This is a genomic window from Proluteimonas luteida, from assembly GCF_021191695.1.
Classification (GTDB): domain Bacteria; phylum Pseudomonadota; class Gammaproteobacteria; order Xanthomonadales; family Xanthomonadaceae; genus Luteimonas; species Luteimonas luteida.
Window position 1 is genome coordinate 1 of the sequence record NZ_JAIWPT010000008.1, and the last position, 16197, is coordinate 16197.

Below are 16197 nucleotides of genomic sequence, written 5' to 3' on the forward strand. Positions count from 1 at the left end.
CATGCGTCATCTGCGCACGCGACCCTACACCCCGCGCACCAATGGCAAGGCCGAGCGACTGGTCCAGACCAGCCTGCGCGAATGGGCCTATGCGCGCTCCTATACCAGCTCCGAACAACGCGCCAACGCCTTCCACGGCTGGCTGCATCACTACAACTGGCATCGGCCTCACGCCAGCCTCGGCTACAAGCCACCCATCTCACGCATTACGCTGAACAACGTGCTGGGTTTACACAGCTAGAGTTCCGCTCACCGTGGACGCGCATGTCCGCAATGCGGGTGCATCTCCTGGACAGCCTGGGCAGTCTCGAGACCTTCGTGCAGGCGGCCGAGCAGCGCAGCTTCGTCGAGGCAGGCCGCGTGCTGGGCATCTCCGCCGCCGCGGTCGGCAAGAGCGTCGTGCGGCTGGAACGCAGCCTGGGCGTGCGCCTGTTCCATCGCAGCACCCGCAGCGTGACCCTGACCGACGCGGGGCGCATGTTCCTGCTGCGCAGCCGGCGCATCCTGGCCGAGGCCGAGGCGGCCCGGGCGGAGCTGAGCGCGCAGGCCGGCAGCGTGCAGGGTCGGCTGCGGGTCAGCCTGCCGCTGGTCAGCGACCTGGTGCTGCCGGTGCTGGCCGATTTCATGCAGGCGTATCCCGATGTATTGCTGGATCTCGATTTCACCGACCGGGTGGTCGACGTGATCGAGGAAGGGTTCGACGCGGTGCTGCGCGTCGGCGAACCGGCCGATTCGCGGCTGGTGGCGCGCTACATCGGCCGCTTCCAGCGCCGGCTGGTCGCTTCGCCGGACTACCTGTGGACGCGGGGCACTCCACGCACGCCGGCCGATCTCGCCGGCCATGCCTGCCTCCAGTACCGCTTTCCCAGCAGCGGCCGCCTCGAACCCTGGCCGCTGCGCGATGCCCCGGCGGATCTGCGGATTCCCGAATCGATGGTCTGCAACAACATCGAGACGCGGGTGTGCTTCGCCATCCGCGGCCGCGGCATCGCCTACGTGCCCGACCACTCGGTCCGCGCGGCGTTGCAGGACGGGCGGCTGGTGTCGCTGCTGGACGCGCATGTCGATGCGGCCGGCAGCTTCTACCTGCTCTGGCCGTCGGGGCGGCACGTGCTGCCGAAGCTGCGCGCGTTCATCGATTTCGTCGACGAACGGCTGCTGCCGGTCGTGCGCTGAGGCGCCGGCCCGCGGCGCCGACGCCCGGCGCGGGGACCGGCGTCGCTACGCCATCGCCGGCCGCAGCCGCGCCTCGCGGATCGGCAGGTTGGCCGCCGCGGCCAGCAGCGCCAGTGCCATGTCGGCGTACCACATCCACAGGTACGAGCCGAGATGCTCGATCGCCAGGCCGCCGAGCCAGGCGCCGAAGAACGCGCCGGTCTGGTGCGAGAGCAGGGTCAGGCCGAACAGCGTCGCCAGGTAGCGCGGCCCGAACAGCTTGCCGACCAGGCCCGCGGTCGGCGGCACCGTGGCCAGCCAGCTCATGCCCAGGCCCACGGCGAACAGGAAGAACGTGGTCGGGGTCGGCGGCGACAGCACGTAGGCCAGGATCATCAGCGCACGGCTGGCGTAGATCGCCGTCAGCAGCCACTTCATGCGGAAGCGCTGGCCCAGCCAGCCGGCGCCGATGCTGCCGAGGATGTTGAACAGGCCGATCAGCGCCAGTGCGGTGGCCGACACGCCCGGCGACAGGCCGCACAGCGCGATCTCGGTCGGCAGGTGGGTGACCAGGAACGCGATGTGGAAGCCGCAGGTGAAGAAGCCCAGGTGCAGCAGCCAGTAGCTGCGGTCGCGCAGCGCCACGGCGAGTTGCGTGCGCAGGCCGATGCCGTCGTCCAGTGCGGCGATCGGCTGCGCGCCATCGACCGGCTGCGTCGTCGCGCGGCGGCGCCGCAGCGGCCAGGCCAGCGGCAGCGTCGCCAGCGCGGTGGCGGCCATCGCCCAGGCCGCGGCCATCCAGCCGAACGCACCGATCATCGCCGAGGCGAACGGCGCATACAGGAACTGGCCGAACGAACCGCCCGCGTTGATGACGCCCGATGCCATCGAGCGCTTCTCCGCCGGGATCGCGCGCGCGGTGCTGCCGATCAGGATCGAGAAGCTGCCGGCACCGGCGCCCGCGGCGCTGACCAGGCCCAGCGTCAGCAGCAGGCCCCATCCGGACGCGAACAGCGGCGCCAGCGCCATGCCGGCGAACAGCAGCAGGCCGCCGGCGACGAGCACGCGGCCGCTGCCGCGCTGGTCGGCGATCGCCCCGAACACCGGCTGCACCGCGCCCCAGACGAACTGCCCGACCGCCAGCGCGAAGCTGATCGCGGCGATGCCGATGCCGGTGTCGAGCGCGATCGGCTGCACGAACAGCCCCAGCGACTGGCGGATGCCCATGGTGATCATCATCATCGCGGTCGCCGCCAGGACCAGCGGCCAGTAGCGCGACGGCTGCGGGGCGGAGGCCGGGCTCATGCCGTCAGCGTCCGCGTCGCGTGGTCCAGCGCCGCGTGCAGGTGCGCGACCCCGTCGAGGCCGAGCTGGCGCTCGATCCGGAGCTGGGCGTCGCGCCACAGCGGTTCCGCCACGCCCAGGACCCGCCTTCCCGACGGGGTGAGTTCGACCAGCCGCTGGCGGGCATCGGTTTTCGACGGCGCCAGGCGCGCCCAGCCGGCGGCGGTCAGGTGCTTGAGGTCGCGGCTGAGGGTGCTGCGGTCCATGCCCAGGGCCGCGGCGAGTTCGCCGACCGGGCGCGGCTGCTGCCCGGCGCGACGCAGGATCGCGTACTGGTTGACGTTGATGCCGGCCGGCGCCAGGGCGTGGTCGTAGCGCTGGGTCATCAGCCGGGTCAGCTTGCGCAGCCGGTGGCAGCTGCAGGGGAAGACCGGGGCGTGCGGCCTGGCATCGCCAGCGGTTGCGGAACTACTGGGCATGCGGACTCCGGGAGGGTGGGAGCTGGATTGATGTATATACACCTATTTAGCCGGCGCATGAAGAACCGGCCGCGTGGCGCGAACGGTGCCCGGACGGCTACGCCAGGTAGCGCCGGAACCAGTCGATGGTCCGGTTCCAGGCGAGCGTGGCCGCGGCCTCGTCGTAGCGCGGCGTCGAGTCGTTGTGGAAGCCGTGGTGGGTGCCCGGGTAGACGTGGGCTTCGTAGGTCTTGCCGGCCGCCTGCAGCGCCGCCTCGTAGGCCGGCCAGGTTTCGTTGACGCGCGGATCGTTCTCGGCGAAGTGGATCAGCAGCGGGGCCTGGATGCGCGGGACGTCCTCCGGCCGCGCCTGGCGCCCGTAGAACGGAACGGCGGCGGCCAGTTCCGGATAGGCCACGGCGGCCGCATGGCAGACCCCGCCGCCGTAGCAGAAGCCGGTGATGCCGATCTTTCCGGTCGTTCCCTCGTGCCGGGCGAGGAATTCGATCGCCGCGAAGAAATCGTTCATCAGCTTCTCGGGGTCGACCTGCTGCTGCAGTTCGCGACCCTGGTCGTCGTTGCCGGGATAGCCGCCGACCGAACTCAGACCGTCGGGCGCGAGCGCGAGGAAACCCGCCTTGGCCACGCGCCGGGCCACGTCCTCGATGTAGGGATTGAGCCCGCGGTTCTCGTGGACCACGACCACACCGGGGACCGGCCCGTCCGCGCGGGCGGGACGCACGAGGTAGCCGCGTACCTCGCCGTGGCCGTTCGGCGACGGATAGCGGATGTAGGTGGGCACGATGTCGGGATCGGCGAAGTCGACCTGGTGGGCCAGCGCGTAGTCGGGCGACAGCGAGGCGAGGAGCGTGGCGGCGGTCAGGCCGCCGACGGCGAACCGGGCGGCGCGGTCGAGGAAGTCGCGCCGGCTGATCTTCCCGTGCACGTAGTGATCGTAGAGTTCGAGCAGTTCCGGCTGGAAATCCTTCGCTGTCAGGCGTGCCATCTGTCGTCGCTCCTCTGGTCGTCCGGCGTGTCGTTGGGGTGCCCGGCGATTGCCGCTGTCGCGGCGCACGGCGGCGCGGTCCCGATCCGGGACAAGCATAGGACAAACGGATGCGGGCCGGCCGGGCGCGGGATCGCCGGCCCGCATCGCGCAGGCGCCGGAATCGCGTCCGGCAGTTGGCCTTGAGCCCTCTCCCGCGTGCGGGGCAAAGAGACGCGCTTGCGAGCCATTGGCTCGCGTGCCGATGAACGCCGGTGCGCGGGCCGGGAGCGCGAAGCGCGGGGTTGGGGTGAGGGCGTGATACGGGCGCACCGATCAGGGTTTGGCAACCATGCTGCGCCCTCATCCGCCCCTTCGGGGCACCTTCTCCCGCGTGCGGGAGAAGGGACAGGGCTTGCCGCCTTCAGTGGCACCCGGTTGGATTGTCCCCTTCGAGAGGTTCGCTGTCTAAAGCCCCCGGCTTTGCCGGGGGATACTTACCGGAAAAACCACGTCTGGCTGGAAGGACAAGCCTGATCAGAAGAACACGCGGATCCCGCCGGCGACGGTCCGGCCCGGCAGCGGCGCGTAGTCGCGCAGCAGCGAGGTGTGCGGGCGGGCCTCCTGGTTGGTCAGGTTGCGACCGTCGAGGAACAGCTCCCACTGGGTGCCGTCGGGCTCGCCGAGGCGCCAGGCGACGCCCGCGTTGACCAGGGTGTAGCCCGGGCTCGGTTCCTCCAGCTCGGCCACGCGATCCTGCTTGAGGTAGCGCACCGCGCCGACGTGCGCGCGCACGCCGCCCAGCGCCCAGTTGACGTCCGCGCCGTAGCGTGCGGGCGCGATGCGCGGCAGGTTGCCGCCCAGCGGGATGTCGGCGAGGTAGTGGTGGCCATGGTCGCCATGCGGCACCTCGAATTCCACCTGTCGCGTGCCGCTGCCGTCGAGTTCCGCGCGCACGACGTCGCCGAACAGACGCAGGTCGAAATCGCCCGCATCCGATTCCACCAGATGGAACTTCGCCTCCGCCTCCGCGCCGCGGAAGGTCGCGTCGGCCTGCGTCCACAGCCGCACCGGATAGTCGTCCTCGACGACGCCGGTGTCGGCCAGGTAGGTGAAGCGCTTGAACCTGGTCTGGTAGACCGCGGCCTTCAGCTCGATGCGATCGGTATGCGCATGCAGGCCGAGTTCCAGGCGCTGGCCGCGTTCGGTGTCCAGGTTCGCGTCGCCGATCTCGATCGAACGCGTCGCGACGTGGGGGCCGGCGGCGAAGAGTTCCTCGTTGGTCGGCGCGCGCTCGGAGATGTCGGCGCCGAAACGCAGGTCGAACACGTCCGACAGGTGCCAGATCGCCGCGCCAGACAAGCTGCTGGCGTCGAACTTGCGCGACTCGCTGCCGACCGGGTCGATCTCCACGCGCTCGTGGCGGCCGCCGAGCTCCAGCTTGAACGGCCCGAATTCCTTCTCCTGCACCACGAACAGGCCCAGGGTATCGGTCACGCTCGGCGGCACGAACGCTTCCTCGCCGACGGCGCCGAAATCGACGTGGCCGAACTGCAGGCCGAACGCGCCATTCCAGCCGTTGACCGGATTCTGCACCGCTTCCAGGCGCGCCTCGGTGCCCTTGTTGGTGAAGCGGGTCGCGGCCACGCCGCCTTCCAGTTCGACGTGCTCGTAGTCGTTGTGGGCCGCGCGCAGGTTCAGCGCGCCGAGGAACGGCAGCGGGTTGTAGATGCCGCCCTTGAGGTCGATGCGGTTCTGCACCATGTCGATGCGCACCGAGCCGTGGTCGTGGTCTTCCTCTTCGTGGTCGTGGTCGTCATGGTCGTGGTCATGATCGTCGTGGCCGTCGTCTTCCTCCGCATGGACGTGCGCGCCATCGGGCAGGCCGTAATTGGTGCGGTAGGTGCTGACGGCGACGCCCAGGTGGCCGCGTTCGCCGAAGTACGTCGCGCCGACCGCGCCGGCACGGGTGCGGATCCAGCTGTTGGGCAGCGTGCCGTAGGGGTTCTCGGACTCTTCCTCATGGTCGTGGTCATGGTCGTGATCATGATCATCATGTTCGTCATGCTCGACCTGGGCGAAACCCGGGATGTCGAAATCGCCGGTATTGCGGATCAGGCCGTCGACATGCAGCACCAGGTTGTCGCCGTTGACGCCGTCGAGGCGGAACATGCCGCTGCGCTCGCCATTGCCGCTGCCCGCGCGCAGTTCGGCGCGGCCGCTGATCGGGCGGTCGGGCACGTCGCTGGCGATGCGCCCGTCGACCACGTTGACCGCGCCGCCGATCGCGCCGCTGCCGAACAGCAGGTTCGCCGGTCCCTTGAGCACCTCGATCTGGTCGGCGAGGAAGGGCTCGATGCTGATCGCGTGGTCGGCGCTGACGGTCGAGGCGTCCATGCTGCCGATGCCGCCGGACAGCACCTGCACGCGCGGGCCTTCCTGGCCGCGGATGATCGGCCGGCCGACGCCGGTGCCGAAGAATCCGCTCTGGACGCCGGGCAGCGACGATACGGTGTCGCCGAGGTTGCCGGCCTTGCGGTCGTCGAGGGCGTCGCCATGCAGCAGTTCGATCGGGTGCGCGAGGCTCTCGGCCTCGCCGCCCAGCGGGGTCGCGGTCACCTGGACGCGGTCGAGGGTCGTGGTGGCAGGATGCGCACTGGTCTGTTGGGCGTGCGTGGCGCCGGCGGCGAGCAGCAGGCCCAGGGCGATGGCGAGGCGGTGGGGGACGGGGGAGGCGGCGCGGGAGGTGGTCATTCGAAGGTACACTGGTGGTCGGAGCAGGAATGTTATAATGTTACGCAACAGTTCGCATCCCCCAAAAGACATGTCCGCATCCCATTCCCCGCTGCGCCACGCCGACCGCTTCGGATTCGCCGCATCGCTGCTGTGCGCGGTGCACTGCGCGCTGTTTCCGGTACTGCTGGCGTTGCTGCCGGCATTCGGCCTCAGCCTCGGCGGCTGGATCGATGTCGACCAGGCCTTCGTGGTGTTCGCCACGCTGCTGGGCGCGACCACGCTGACCCTGGGCTATCGCCGGCACCGCGCATTCCGGGCCTGGGCACTGCTGCTGCCGGGCCTGGCGCTGGTCTGGGCCGGTGCGTTCACGCCGCTGCACGACCATTCCATCACCCATGCCGCGGTGATGACCCTCGGCGGCCTGCTGCTGGCCGGCGCGCACCTGTGGAACCTGCGCCTGACCCACGCCAGCGCCACACCCTGATCCGGTCCGCACCGGCCCGCGCCGTTGCTCGGCATCGCGCATGCTAAAATGTGCGGTCTGGTGCGCCCCCCGCGGCGCACTTTCGCGTCTATCGCATCCAACTCGCAGGACATCAGGAGCACACAATGGGCAAGGGCGACCGCAAGACCCTCAAGGGCAAGCGCTACAACGCGAGCTACGGCAATTCCCGTTCGAAGGGCCTCGCCAAGGCCGCCGGTACCGCGACCGCGCCGGTCGTGAAGAAGGCCGCGGCCAAGACCGTCGCCAAGGCACCGGCGAAGAAGGCCGTGGCCAAGAAGGTCGCGCCGAAGGCCGAGTAGGCCCGCAACGCCGCGCCGACCGCAAAGCCCCGCCCCGCGCGGGGCTTTCGCGTTCATGGATGGGCGGAATGCGCGGGCCGTCACGGCCGGGCGTGACGAACGGCCGGATGCGGCGTCGCGCGGCTGTGCCAGCATCGCGCCAACTCCATTCGAAGGTGCGCCGGGATGTCGAACGCGATCAATCGTTGCCTGCTGGCCTATTCGGGCGTGCTCACTGCCGCGGTGGCGATCGCGCTGCTGACCGGCGCGGCCGGGTCGTCGAAGACCGCGTTCGAGGAGATCGACGTGCAGCGGCTCAACCTGCGCGAGCCCGACGGCACGCTGCGCTACGTGCTGTCGAGTTCGGCGAAGTTCCCGGGTGCGATCATCAAGGGAACCGAGTATCCCCACCCGCGTCCGCAGGCCGGCATGCTGTTCTACAACGACGAGGGCAGCGAAGTGGGCGGGCTGATCTTCGCCGGCTCGCGCGATGCCGACGGCAAGGTCTCCTCCGGCGGCAGCCTGACCTTCGACCGCTACGAGCAGGACCAGATCGTGCAGATCATCGGGCTCGACGAGGACGGGCGGCAGGTCGCGGGCATGCAGGTCTCCGACCGTCCGGACCGTTCGATCGTCGAGCACTTCACCGAGCAGGCACGGCTCGAGGCGATGCCGGCGGCCGAACGCGACGCATTGCTGCGCGAACGCAGCGAGGCCGGCCACTACGGTGCCGGGCGCCTGTTCGTCGGCCGTTCGATGTCCGGCAACGCCGTGCTGCAGCTCAGCGACGGGGAGGGCCAGCCACGCATGCGCATGAGCGTGGCGCGGGATGGTACCGCCTCGCTGGATTTCCTCGATGCCGACGGCGAGGTCGTACGCAGCCTGACTCCGGACGACGTGGCCGGACAGCAGTAGCCCGGCGCAGTCCCGCGGCGTCCCGCGCTCAGCGCGCCGCGCCGGCCTCGATCTCGGCCCACACCCGCAGCAGGTTGCCGCCGAGGATCTTGCGGATGTCGGTGTCGCTGTAGCCCCGCGCCTGCAGGCCGGCGATGAGGTTCGGGAAGTCGGAGACGTCGCGCAGGCCGGTCGCCAGCTCGCCGCCGACGCCGTCGAAGTCCGAGCCGATGCCGACGTGGTCGATGCCCAGCAGCTGCACGCCGTGGTCGATCTGCACCAGCACCGATTCCAGCGGCGTCTCCAGCTTCGGGTGCGCGGCGTCCCACGCGGCATTGAACGCGGCGCGGTCCTCCAGCGGCTGGCCGGCGGCCTTGCGCTCGGCGTTGCGCGCGTCGAACTCGCCGATCGCGCGAAAGTAGGCCTGGGTGTTGGCCGCCGCGCGCGGATCGACGAACGCGGTGCCGAACGGGACCTGCACCACGCCGCCCTTCTCGGCGATCGCCAGCGCGATCTCGTCGCTGATGTTGCGCTCGAAGTCGGGGGTGAAGTGCCGGAACGCCGAGTGGCTGGCGATCACCGGGACCGTGCTCAGCGCGATCGCCTGTTCGGCCGCCGCGTCGGATACGTGCGAGACGTCGACCATGATGCCCAGGCGGTTCATCTCGGCGATCACCTCGCGGCCGAACGGGCTCAGGCCGTTCCAGCGCCGTTCGGCCGCGTACGACGAGTCGGCGACGCGGTTCGCGGCGCTGTGCGCGAGCGTGATGTAGCGGACGCCGCGATCGAAGAACAGCCGCAGCAGCGACAGGTCCTCCTCGATCGGCCCGGCGTTCTCCATGCCCAGCGGCAGCAGGACGCGCGGCGTGCCGTCGGCGGCGACGCGCAGCGATTCGACATCGCGCGGCGAACGCAGGATCGCGAATCGGTCCGGATGCCGCGCGGTCAGCGCCTCGACGGCGTCGATCTGCCGATGCGCGATCTCGCGCGCGGTGCCGGCCGCGTCCTGGCCGGCCGAGGTGTAGATCGACATGAAGGCGACGTCGAGGCCGCCTGCGCGGGCGCGCGGATAGTCGAACTCGCGGTCGGGCGCGGCCTCGCCCAGGTCCGCCCAGGTGTCGAGCAGCATGCCGGGGGCGTCGATGTGGGTGTCGACGATCAATGCGTCGCGGGCGAGGGCACGCGCGGCGGCGTCGGCCCCGGGCGCCTCGGCATGGGCGGCGCCGACGACGGAAAACGCGAGGATGGCGGTGGCGAGGGGATGGAAATGCATCGGGAGCTCCGGTTCGGTCAGAGGAGACGGCGGCCGCCGGCGAACGACAGCGCCAGCAGCGGGCCGCCGAGCCAGTAGGTCAGTTCGGCCGGCTGCGCGACCTGCCAGCAGGCGAAATCGGCACGCATGCCGGGAATCAGCCGGCCGCGGTCGGACAGCCCGAGGGCGCGCGCGCCGTGCACCGTCGCGCCGCGCAGCGCCTCCTCGGGGGTGAGCCGGAAATGGGTGCAGGCCAGCTGCATCGCCTGGCGCAGCGACAGCAGCGGCGAGGTGCCGGGATTGCAGTCGGTCGCGACCGCCATCGGCACGCCCTGCGCGCGGAACTCCGCCAGCGGCGGCAGCCGGGTTTCCCGCAGCACGTGGAAGGCGCCGGGCAGCAGCACCGCGACCGTGCCCGCCTGCGCCATCGCGGCGACGCCGGCCGCCGAGGTGTGCTCGACATGGTCCGCCGACAGGCCGCCGAATTCCGCCGCCAGCGCAGCGCCGCCGCCGTCGCTGAGCTGGTCCGCATGCAGCTTGACCGGCAGCCCGAGTGCGCGCGCGACCTCGAACACGCGCCGGGTCTGCGCGGCGCTGAAGGCGATGCGTTCGGCGAAGGCGTCGACCGCATCGACCAGGCCTTCGGCATGCAGCCTTGGCAGCCAGTCGCAGACGGCGGCGATGTAGTCGTCGCCGCGGTTCGCGTACTCGGGCGGCAGCGCATGCGCGCCGAGGAAGGTCGTGCGCACGGTGATGCCGAGCACGTCGCCGGTCCGGCGTGCGACCCGCAGCATCTTGCGTTCGTTGTCGAAGTCCAGGCCGTAGCCGGACTTGATCTCCAGCGTGGTCGCGCCGTCGGCGACCAGGGCGCGGGCGCGCGGCAGCGACTCCGCGAGCAGCGCGTCCTCGTCGGCGGCACGGGTCGCGCGCACGGTGGAGACGATGCCGCCGCCGCTGCGCGCGATCTCCTCGTAGCTGGCGCCCTGCAGGCGCTGCTCGAACTCGCCGGCGCGGTTGCCGGCGAACACCGCGTGGGTATGGCAGTCGACCAGGCCCGGGGTGATGCAGCCGGTCGCCTCGATGACCTGCGCCGCCAGCGCGTCGGCCGGGCCGGGCAGGTCGCGGCGCGCGCCGGCGAAGGTCAGCAGGCCGTCCCGCCAACCCAGCGCACCGTCCTCGACCAGTCCGTAGCCGGCGTCGCCGGCCAGCGTGACCAGCGCCGGGCCGACGACCAGCCCGTCCCAGCGCTCATTCGCCACCGCCACCTCCGCCGCCGAAACCGCCGCCGCTGCCGCCGACATCGCCGCCGGCATCGCCGTGCGACGACGCGCGGGACGCGTCGTCGGCGCGTTCGCCGACGGGCACGCTGTTGCCGGCCCTTTCGTCGCGGTGATCGGTGGACCTGCGCGCGAACAGGGCGGCGAACACGGCGACAAGCCCGCCGATCACCGCGATCAGCGCGCCGAGCAGGGCCAGCGTGGTTGCATCCATCCGGGTGTGTCCAGACGCGAAAGACAGGCTAGCCTAGCGCACTCCGTCCGGCCGTCCACAGCATGCACGACACCATCGCCGCTTCCGTCCACCGCACACCGGCCGGCTGGCGCCTGCCCGGCATCGCCAACCTGCATTCGCATGCGTTCCAGCGCGCGATGGCGGGGCTGGCCGAGCGCCAGACCGATCCCGCGGATTCGTTCTGGACCTGGCGCGAGACCATGTACCGGATGGCCGAACGTTTCGATCCGGAGACGCTGCACGCGGTCGCGTGCCAGCTGTATGTCGAGATGCTCGAGGCCGGCTACACCACGGTCTGCGAGTTCCACTACCTGCACCATGCGCCCGACGGCCGGCCGTACGCCGATGCGGCGGCGATGTCCGACGCGCTGGTCGCCGCCGCACGCGAGACCGGCATCCGCCTGACGCTGCTGCCGGTGCTGTACATGACCGGGGGGTTCGACGGTCGCGCGCTGGGCGAGCGGCAGCGTCGCTTCGGCCACGATGTCGACGGCTATCTGCGGCTGTTCCATGACCTGCATGCGCGCCAGGACGCGGGCCTGCGGGTCGGCTGCGCGCTGCACAGCCTGCGTGCGGTGCCGCCGGAGGCGATGCGCGCGGTGCTCGCCGGCCTGCCGGCCGATGCGCGCGTGCACGTGCACATCGCCGAGCAGGTGGCCGAGGTCGAGGACTGCATCGCGGTGCGCGGCGCCCGCCCGGTCGCGTGGCTGCTGGACAACGCGACCGTGGATGCGCGCTGGACGCTGGTCCACGCGACGCATCTCGACGACGCCGAGATCGCGGCCGTCGCGGGCAGCGGCGCGACGGTCGCGCTGTGCCCGACCACCGAGGCCAACCTCGGCGACGGCCTGTTCCCGCTGCGCACCTGGCTCGATGCCGGCGGCCGTTGGGGGATCGGCTCGGATTCGCACATCTCGGTGTCGCCGGTCGAGGAACTGCGCTGGCTCGAATACGGCCAGCGGCTGGTCACCCGCCATCGCAACATCGCCGTGCGCGGGGACTCGCCGAGCGTCGGCGAGACCCTGCTGGCCGACGTGCTGGCCAGCGCCGCGGCGTCGACCGGTTTCGCCGATGCCGCGAACGACAGTGTCGTGCTGGACGCAGACGCGCCGCTGCTGGCGGGTGCGACCGCCGACGACGTGGTCGACCGCTGGATCTTCGCCGGCAACCGGCCGCTGGTGCGCGAGGTGCAGGTCGCCGGGCGGCAGGTGATGCGCGGTGGCGCGCACATGGCGCACGACGCCGCGGCGGCAGGGTACGCCGCCGCGATGCGGACGCTGCTGGCGGATTGAGGCGACGCAGGCCAGGGACCCGTGCCACGCGGTCCGTCGCCGTTTCCGGCGTTCCATCCGCGTGCCGGGGCATTTCGTCGCAAGGGCCGGCAAACCGTGGCACCGGTGGCCACCATGGCACCATCCCGTCCATGAGGAATGTCGCCATGCTGCCGAACATCCTGAGCGCCGCGCTCGCCATCGCCTTCTCCGCCAGCGGCGCCGTTGCCGCCGCGACCACCGACGCGGGGCTGGACCGCACCGTCGACCGGCGCCTTGCCGGCGACCGCACCGGCGCCTGTCTCGCGGTCGCGGTCATCGACGGCGACGCGGTCGCGCGCAGCTACCGCTGCGCCGACCCCGGGGACGCGTCCCGCATCGGGCCCGATGCCGCGTTCGAGATCGGTTCGGTCGCCAAGACGATGACCGCGGCGCTGCTGGCCGACCTGATCGCGCAGGGCAAGGCCTCGCTCGACGATCCCCTGGCCGACTACCTGCCGGAGGGCACGGCCGTGCCCTCGTACGAGGGTCAGCCGATCCTGCTGCGGCATGTCGTCACCCATACCTCGGGCCTGCCGGCGCTGCCGTCGCGGATGGGTACCACCGACCCGGCCGATCCCTATGCCAACCTGACCGAGGATGCGCTGCTGGCCTCGCTCGGCGATGTCAGCCTGGCGCGCGCGCCAGGCGCGCAATACGAATACTCCAACTTCGCCTCGATGCTGCTGTCCTATGCGGTGGTGCGACGCGCCGGCAGCGATTTCGAGACCCTGATCGACACCACGCTGTTCACGCCGCTGGGCATGGACGGCGCCTACATCGCCCGCCGGCCCGACGGCGTGCGCGCGGCCGCCGGACACCTGCCGGGCGGCACGGAGACACCCGCCTGGACGATCGCCGGCAACCTGGCGGGCGTCGGTGGCGTGCGCGCGACGCTCGACGACGTGGTGCGCTACGTGCAGGCCTCGCTCGGGCAGACCGACGCGCCGGTGCTGGCGGCCCTGCAGGCGACCCAGCAGCGGGTGTCGGAGCAGCCGTCGATGGGCATGAACTGGATCATGGCGCCGCTGGACGGGCGCACCGTGTTCGTGCACGAGGGCGGCACCGGCGGATTCTCGTCGTATGTCGGTTTCGACCCGCAGCGGCGGCGCGGCGTGGTGGTGCTGTCGGACACGTCCGTGACCTCGCTGGGCGGGCTGGGCGACCTCGGCAACCACCTGCTCGACGACCGCCTGCCGCTCGGCAAGCCGCGACGCGTGGCGCAGCCGCCGGCGGAACTGCTCGATGGCCTGGTCGGGCACTGGCGCCTGGACACCGGCATGCAGGTCGAACTGGCGCGCGAAGGCGAGGCGCTGACGATCCATCCCGAGAACCAGCCGGTCTTCGAACTGGGCTACGACGACGCGGGCGATTTCTTCCCGCTGGCGTTCGATGCGCTGCTGACCCCGCGCCGACGCGCGGATGGCAGCTACGTCTTCGTCTGGCACCAGGGCGGTGGCGCGATCCCGGCCACGCGCATCGATGCCGGTGCGCCTGCCGGCGCGAACGCGGACGCGGGTGCGGGCACCGTCGATCTCGCCGACTACGCCGGCAACTACCCGCTGCTGCCCGGCTTCGCATTGAAGGTCGATGCCGCGGGCGGCAGGCTGCGCGCGCAGGCGACCGGGCAGGGCGCGTTCCCGCTCGATGCCGCGGGCAAGGACACGTTCGAGGCGCCGGCCTACGGCATCGAGATCCGTTTCCAGCGCGGCGCCGATGGCGAGGTGGTGTCGCTGGACCTGCACCAGGGCGGCCGGGTCCTGAGCGGGACGCGCGAATGACGGGCGCGCCGCGATGAGTGTCCCTCCACGCACCGGCGACGGATCGCTGCGGCAGCCGCTGCCCGACGATGTCGCCATCGGCGGCAATTCGGTCTGGAACCGCTACCGCCGCTATCCGGTGTTCAGCGCCACCTGGCTCGGCGGCCGCACGCTGCTGTTCGGGGGGATGATCCTGGCGTTCGCGGTGCTGTCCTCGCTCGGCATGCTGGTCGGCGGCGGCAGCCTGCGCGGTGCGGTGCTGGGCGGCGGTTATACCTTCGCCGGTTTCCTGGTCATGACCACGGCAGGACCGGCGTTCGCGACACTCGTGCGCCACCTGCGCCTGCGCCGCGAGCGGTTGTGGGTGGTCGTGGCATGGATCGCCGGCATCGTCGCGGCGTACCTGGGTGACAGCTGGGCCAGCAGCCACATCAATACGCTGTTGCGCGGCGAGCTGGGCGCCGGCATCGATGTCGAGGCGCTGGAGGCGGCGCGGCCCACCGGGCCGGTGGCGCAGGCGCTGATGGTCACGGTCAAGCTGATGACGCTGGCCTTCATCTACGGCCTGCTCGGCGGCGGAATGGCGCTGCGCGCCTACTTCGGCGAACAGCGCAGGCTCGAGGCCAGCCGGCACCGTACGGAACTGGCCGCGCTGCAGGCCCAGAAGCGCGAGGCGGACCTGCGCCTGGGCGCGCTGCAGGCCCAGGTGGAGCCGCATTTCCTGTTCAACACCCTGGCCTCGGTGCGCGCGCTGGTGCGCCAGGATCCGGCGCGGGCCGAGGCCACGCTCGACGCGCTGGTCGACTACCTGCGGGCGACCATCCCGCGGCTGCGCGATGCGCGGCCGGGCAGCGGCGAGGCGGCGATCCGTTCCACGCTCGGCCAGCAGCTCGACCTGTGCGCGCGCTATCTCGAGCTGATGCGGCTGCGCACCGGCGACCGGTTGCACTACCGCATCGATGCCGAGCCGGCGCTGCGCGCGCTCGACTATCCGCCGCTGCTGCTGATCACGCTGGTCGAGAATGCGATCAAGCACGGCATCGAGCCCAAGCCCGGCACCGGCAACGTCGCGATCCGCGCCTGGCGCGAGCACGGCCAGCTGTGCGTCGCAGTGGTCGACGACGGCGTGGGCCTGCAGCCCGGCGTCGGCGGCGGGGTCGGGCTGGCCAACGTGCGCGAGCAACTGGCGGCGCGCTTCGGCCCGCGCGCCGGCCTGCGCCTGACCGGCAACCGCGACGGCGGCGCGCAGGCCGAGATCCGCACGCCGCTGGAGTCCGCGGCATGAGCGCTGCGCGCATCAGCGCACTGGTGGCGGAGGACGAGGCGCCGCAGCTGATGGCGCTGCTGGAGATGCTCGAGGACCGATGGCCCGATCTCGAGGTGGTGGCCGCGTGCGAGGACGGCATCGCCGCGTTGCAGGCCGCCGCCGAGCATCGGCCGCAGGTCGCCTTCCTCGACATCCGCATGCCCGGTGTCGGCGGCCTCGACGTCGCGCGTGCGGTGGTCGCCACGGGCGGCCTGGTCGTGTTCACCACCGCCTACGACGAATACGCGATCCGCGCGTTCGAGGCCGGCGCCGTCGACTACCTGCTCAAGCCGATCGCGCCGGCGCGGCTGGCCGTGGCCGTCGAGCGCCTGCAGGCGCGCCTGCGCCAGCCGCCGCAAGACCTGCGGGCGCTGGTCGACGACCTGGAGGCGCGGCTGCGGCCGCAGGGCGAACGCCAGATCCGCTGGATCAGCGCCAGCGTCGGCGATCACGTGCGCATGATCGGCATCGACGAGGTGCTGTATTTCCAGGCCCAGGACAAGTACGTGCGCGTGGTCACCGCCGACGGCGAGGCGGTGATCCGCACGCCGGTCAAGGAACTGCTGGCCGGACTCGATCCCGGGACGTTCTGGCAGGTGCACCGCGGCATCGTGGTCCGGGTGTCGTCGATCGACCGCGTGCGCCGCGACGAACTGGGCAAGCACCGCCTGCAACTGCGCGGCCGGCCCGAGTCGCTGCCGGTCAGCGCGGCCTTCGTGCACCGCTTCCGCGGCATGTGAGCACCGGCCAGCACGATCCTTC

The 16197-nt window shown here is 71.5% G+C and carries 16 protein-coding genes; 9 read left to right on the top strand and 7 right to left on the bottom strand.

All coding sequences use genetic code 11. The features are described from left to right. Positions 1–241 (top strand): integrase core domain-containing protein (locus LDO26_RS08390; RefSeq protein ID WP_232130640.1); only part of this gene is annotated, 241 nt, incomplete at its 5' end. A gap of 38 nt (positions 242–279) precedes the next feature. Further along, positions 280–1176 carry a LysR family transcriptional regulator gene (locus LDO26_RS08395; protein ID WP_232130796.1) on the top strand — a complete coding sequence of 299 codons (897 nt, stop codon included), beginning with the start codon at positions 280–282 and terminating at the stop codon, positions 1174–1176. Positions 1177–1221: 45 nt separating this feature from the next. Here LDO26_RS08395 and LDO26_RS08400 read toward each other — a convergent pair whose 3' ends face one another. The 4 genes from LDO26_RS08400 to LDO26_RS08415 form a co-directional block, all read right to left on the bottom strand. After that, positions 1222–2460: an MFS transporter gene (locus LDO26_RS08400; protein WP_232130641.1), complete on the bottom strand. Its 1239-nt coding sequence runs from the start codon at positions 2458–2460 to the stop codon at positions 1222–1224. Then, positions 2457–2918, bottom strand: coding sequence for a MarR family winged helix-turn-helix transcriptional regulator (locus tag LDO26_RS08405; protein ID WP_232130642.1), 462 nt, complete (start codon positions 2916–2918; stop codon positions 2457–2459). Before LDO26_RS08405 ends, LDO26_RS08400 begins: the two co-directional genes overlap by 4 nt. A 97-nt stretch (positions 2919–3015) precedes the next feature. Next, complete coding sequence (yghX, locus tag LDO26_RS08410; protein WP_232130643.1) at positions 3016–3903, bottom strand: YghX family hydrolase; 888 nt, start codon at positions 3901–3903, stop codon at positions 3016–3018. A 516-nt stretch (positions 3904–4419) separates the two neighbouring features. Continuing rightward, positions 4420–6636, bottom strand: coding sequence for a TonB-dependent receptor (locus tag LDO26_RS08415; protein ID WP_232130644.1), 2217 nt, complete (start codon positions 6634–6636; stop codon positions 4420–4422). 70 nt (positions 6637–6706) lie between these two features. On the opposite strand from LDO26_RS08415, the gene LDO26_RS08420 reads away from it, so the two are divergent. The 3 genes from LDO26_RS08420 to LDO26_RS08430 all read left to right on the top strand — a co-directional run bounded on the left by LDO26_RS08420 (position 6707) and on the right by LDO26_RS08430 (position 8316). Beyond that, entirely contained in the window at positions 6707–7102 is a 396-nt protein-coding gene (locus LDO26_RS08420; protein ID WP_232130645.1) for a MerC domain-containing protein, read from the top strand. A 125-nt stretch (positions 7103–7227) separates the two neighbouring features. Continuing rightward, the gene (locus LDO26_RS08425; RefSeq protein ID WP_232130646.1) at positions 7228–7422 is read left to right on the top strand and encodes a 30S ribosomal protein THX; all 195 of its coding nucleotides are present in this window, start codon (positions 7228–7230) and stop codon (positions 7420–7422) included. A 165-nt stretch (positions 7423–7587) separates the two neighbouring features. Further along, positions 7588–8316 carry a hypothetical protein gene (locus LDO26_RS08430; protein WP_232130647.1) on the top strand — a complete coding sequence of 243 codons (729 nt, stop codon included), beginning with the start codon at positions 7588–7590 and terminating at the stop codon, positions 8314–8316. 28 nt (positions 8317–8344) lie between these two features. On the opposite strand, the gene LDO26_RS08435 is transcribed toward LDO26_RS08430, so the two are convergent. From LDO26_RS08435 to LDO26_RS08445, 3 genes are read right to left on the bottom strand one after another with little or no spacing between them, the layout of a single operon-like run. Further along, complete coding sequence (locus LDO26_RS08435) at positions 8345–9568, bottom strand: dipeptidase (protein ID WP_232130648.1); 1224 nt, start codon at positions 9566–9568, stop codon at positions 8345–8347. Between the two features lie 17 nt (positions 9569–9585). Then, the gene (gene hutI / locus LDO26_RS08440; protein ID WP_232130649.1) at positions 9586–10806 is read right to left on the bottom strand and encodes an imidazolonepropionase; all 1221 of its coding nucleotides are present in this window, start codon (positions 10804–10806) and stop codon (positions 9586–9588) included. After that, a complete protein-coding gene (locus LDO26_RS08445) occupies positions 10796–11038 on the bottom strand; it encodes a hypothetical protein (protein WP_232130650.1) in 243 nt (80 codons plus the stop codon). The genes hutI and LDO26_RS08445 overlap by 11 nt, the downstream gene beginning before the upstream one ends. 62 nt (positions 11039–11100) lie before the next feature. On the opposite strand from LDO26_RS08445, the gene LDO26_RS08450 reads away from it, so the two are divergent. The 4 genes from LDO26_RS08450 (at position 11101) to LDO26_RS08465 (ending at position 16175) form a co-directional block, all read left to right on the top strand. After that, positions 11101–12351, top strand: coding sequence for a formimidoylglutamate deiminase (locus tag LDO26_RS08450; protein ID WP_232130651.1), 1251 nt, complete (start codon positions 11101–11103; stop codon positions 12349–12351). Between the two features lie 146 nt (positions 12352–12497). Beyond that, entirely contained in the window at positions 12498–14150 is a 1653-nt protein-coding gene (locus LDO26_RS08455; protein WP_232130652.1) for a serine hydrolase, read from the top strand. Positions 14151–14163: 13 nt separating this feature from the next. After that, complete coding sequence (locus LDO26_RS08460) at positions 14164–15414, top strand: sensor histidine kinase (protein ID WP_232130653.1); 1251 nt, start codon at positions 14164–14166, stop codon at positions 15412–15414. Next, entirely contained in the window at positions 15411–16175 is a 765-nt protein-coding gene (locus LDO26_RS08465) for a LytR/AlgR family response regulator transcription factor (protein ID WP_232130654.1), read from the top strand. Before LDO26_RS08460 ends, LDO26_RS08465 begins: the two co-directional genes overlap by 4 nt. Positions 16176–16197: the final 22 nt, after the last annotated feature.

Bases quoted from the DNA above. Each gene is read 5' to 3' on its own strand.
- LDO26_RS08450 (WP_232130651.1), top strand. From the start codon at position 11,101: ATGCACGACACCATCGCCGCTTCCGTCCACCGCACACCGGCCGGCTGG.
- LDO26_RS08415 (WP_232130644.1), bottom strand. From the start codon at position 6,636: ATGACCACCTCCCGCGCCGCCTCCCCCGTCCCCCACCGCCTCGCCATC.
- LDO26_RS08425 (WP_232130646.1), top strand. From the start codon at position 7,228: ATGGGCAAGGGCGACCGCAAGACCCTCAAGGGCAAGCGCTACAACGCG.
- LDO26_RS08420 (WP_232130645.1), top strand. From the start codon at position 6,707: ATGTCCGCATCCCATTCCCCGCTGCGCCACGCCGACCGCTTCGGATTC.
- LDO26_RS08445 (WP_232130650.1), bottom strand. From the start codon at position 11,038: ATGGATGCAACCACGCTGGCCCTGCTCGGCGCGCTGATCGCGGTGATC.
- LDO26_RS08430 (WP_232130647.1), top strand. From the start codon at position 7,588: ATGTCGAACGCGATCAATCGTTGCCTGCTGGCCTATTCGGGCGTGCTC.
- LDO26_RS08455 (WP_232130652.1), top strand. From the start codon at position 12,498: ATGCTGCCGAACATCCTGAGCGCCGCGCTCGCCATCGCCTTCTCCGCC.
- LDO26_RS08400 (WP_232130641.1), bottom strand. From the start codon at position 2,460: ATGAGCCCGGCCTCCGCCCCGCAGCCGTCGCGCTACTGGCCGCTGGTC.
- LDO26_RS08405 (WP_232130642.1), bottom strand. From the start codon at position 2,918: ATGCCCAGTAGTTCCGCAACCGCTGGCGATGCCAGGCCGCACGCCCCG.
- LDO26_RS08460 (WP_232130653.1), top strand. From the start codon at position 14,164: ATGAGTGTCCCTCCACGCACCGGCGACGGATCGCTGCGGCAGCCGCTG.
- LDO26_RS08435 (WP_232130648.1), bottom strand. From the start codon at position 9,568: ATGCATTTCCATCCCCTCGCCACCGCCATCCTCGCGTTTTCCGTCGTC.
- yghX (WP_232130643.1), bottom strand. From the start codon at position 3,903: ATGGCACGCCTGACAGCGAAGGATTTCCAGCCGGAACTGCTCGAACTC.
- LDO26_RS08465 (WP_232130654.1), top strand. From the start codon at position 15,411: ATGAGCGCTGCGCGCATCAGCGCACTGGTGGCGGAGGACGAGGCGCCG.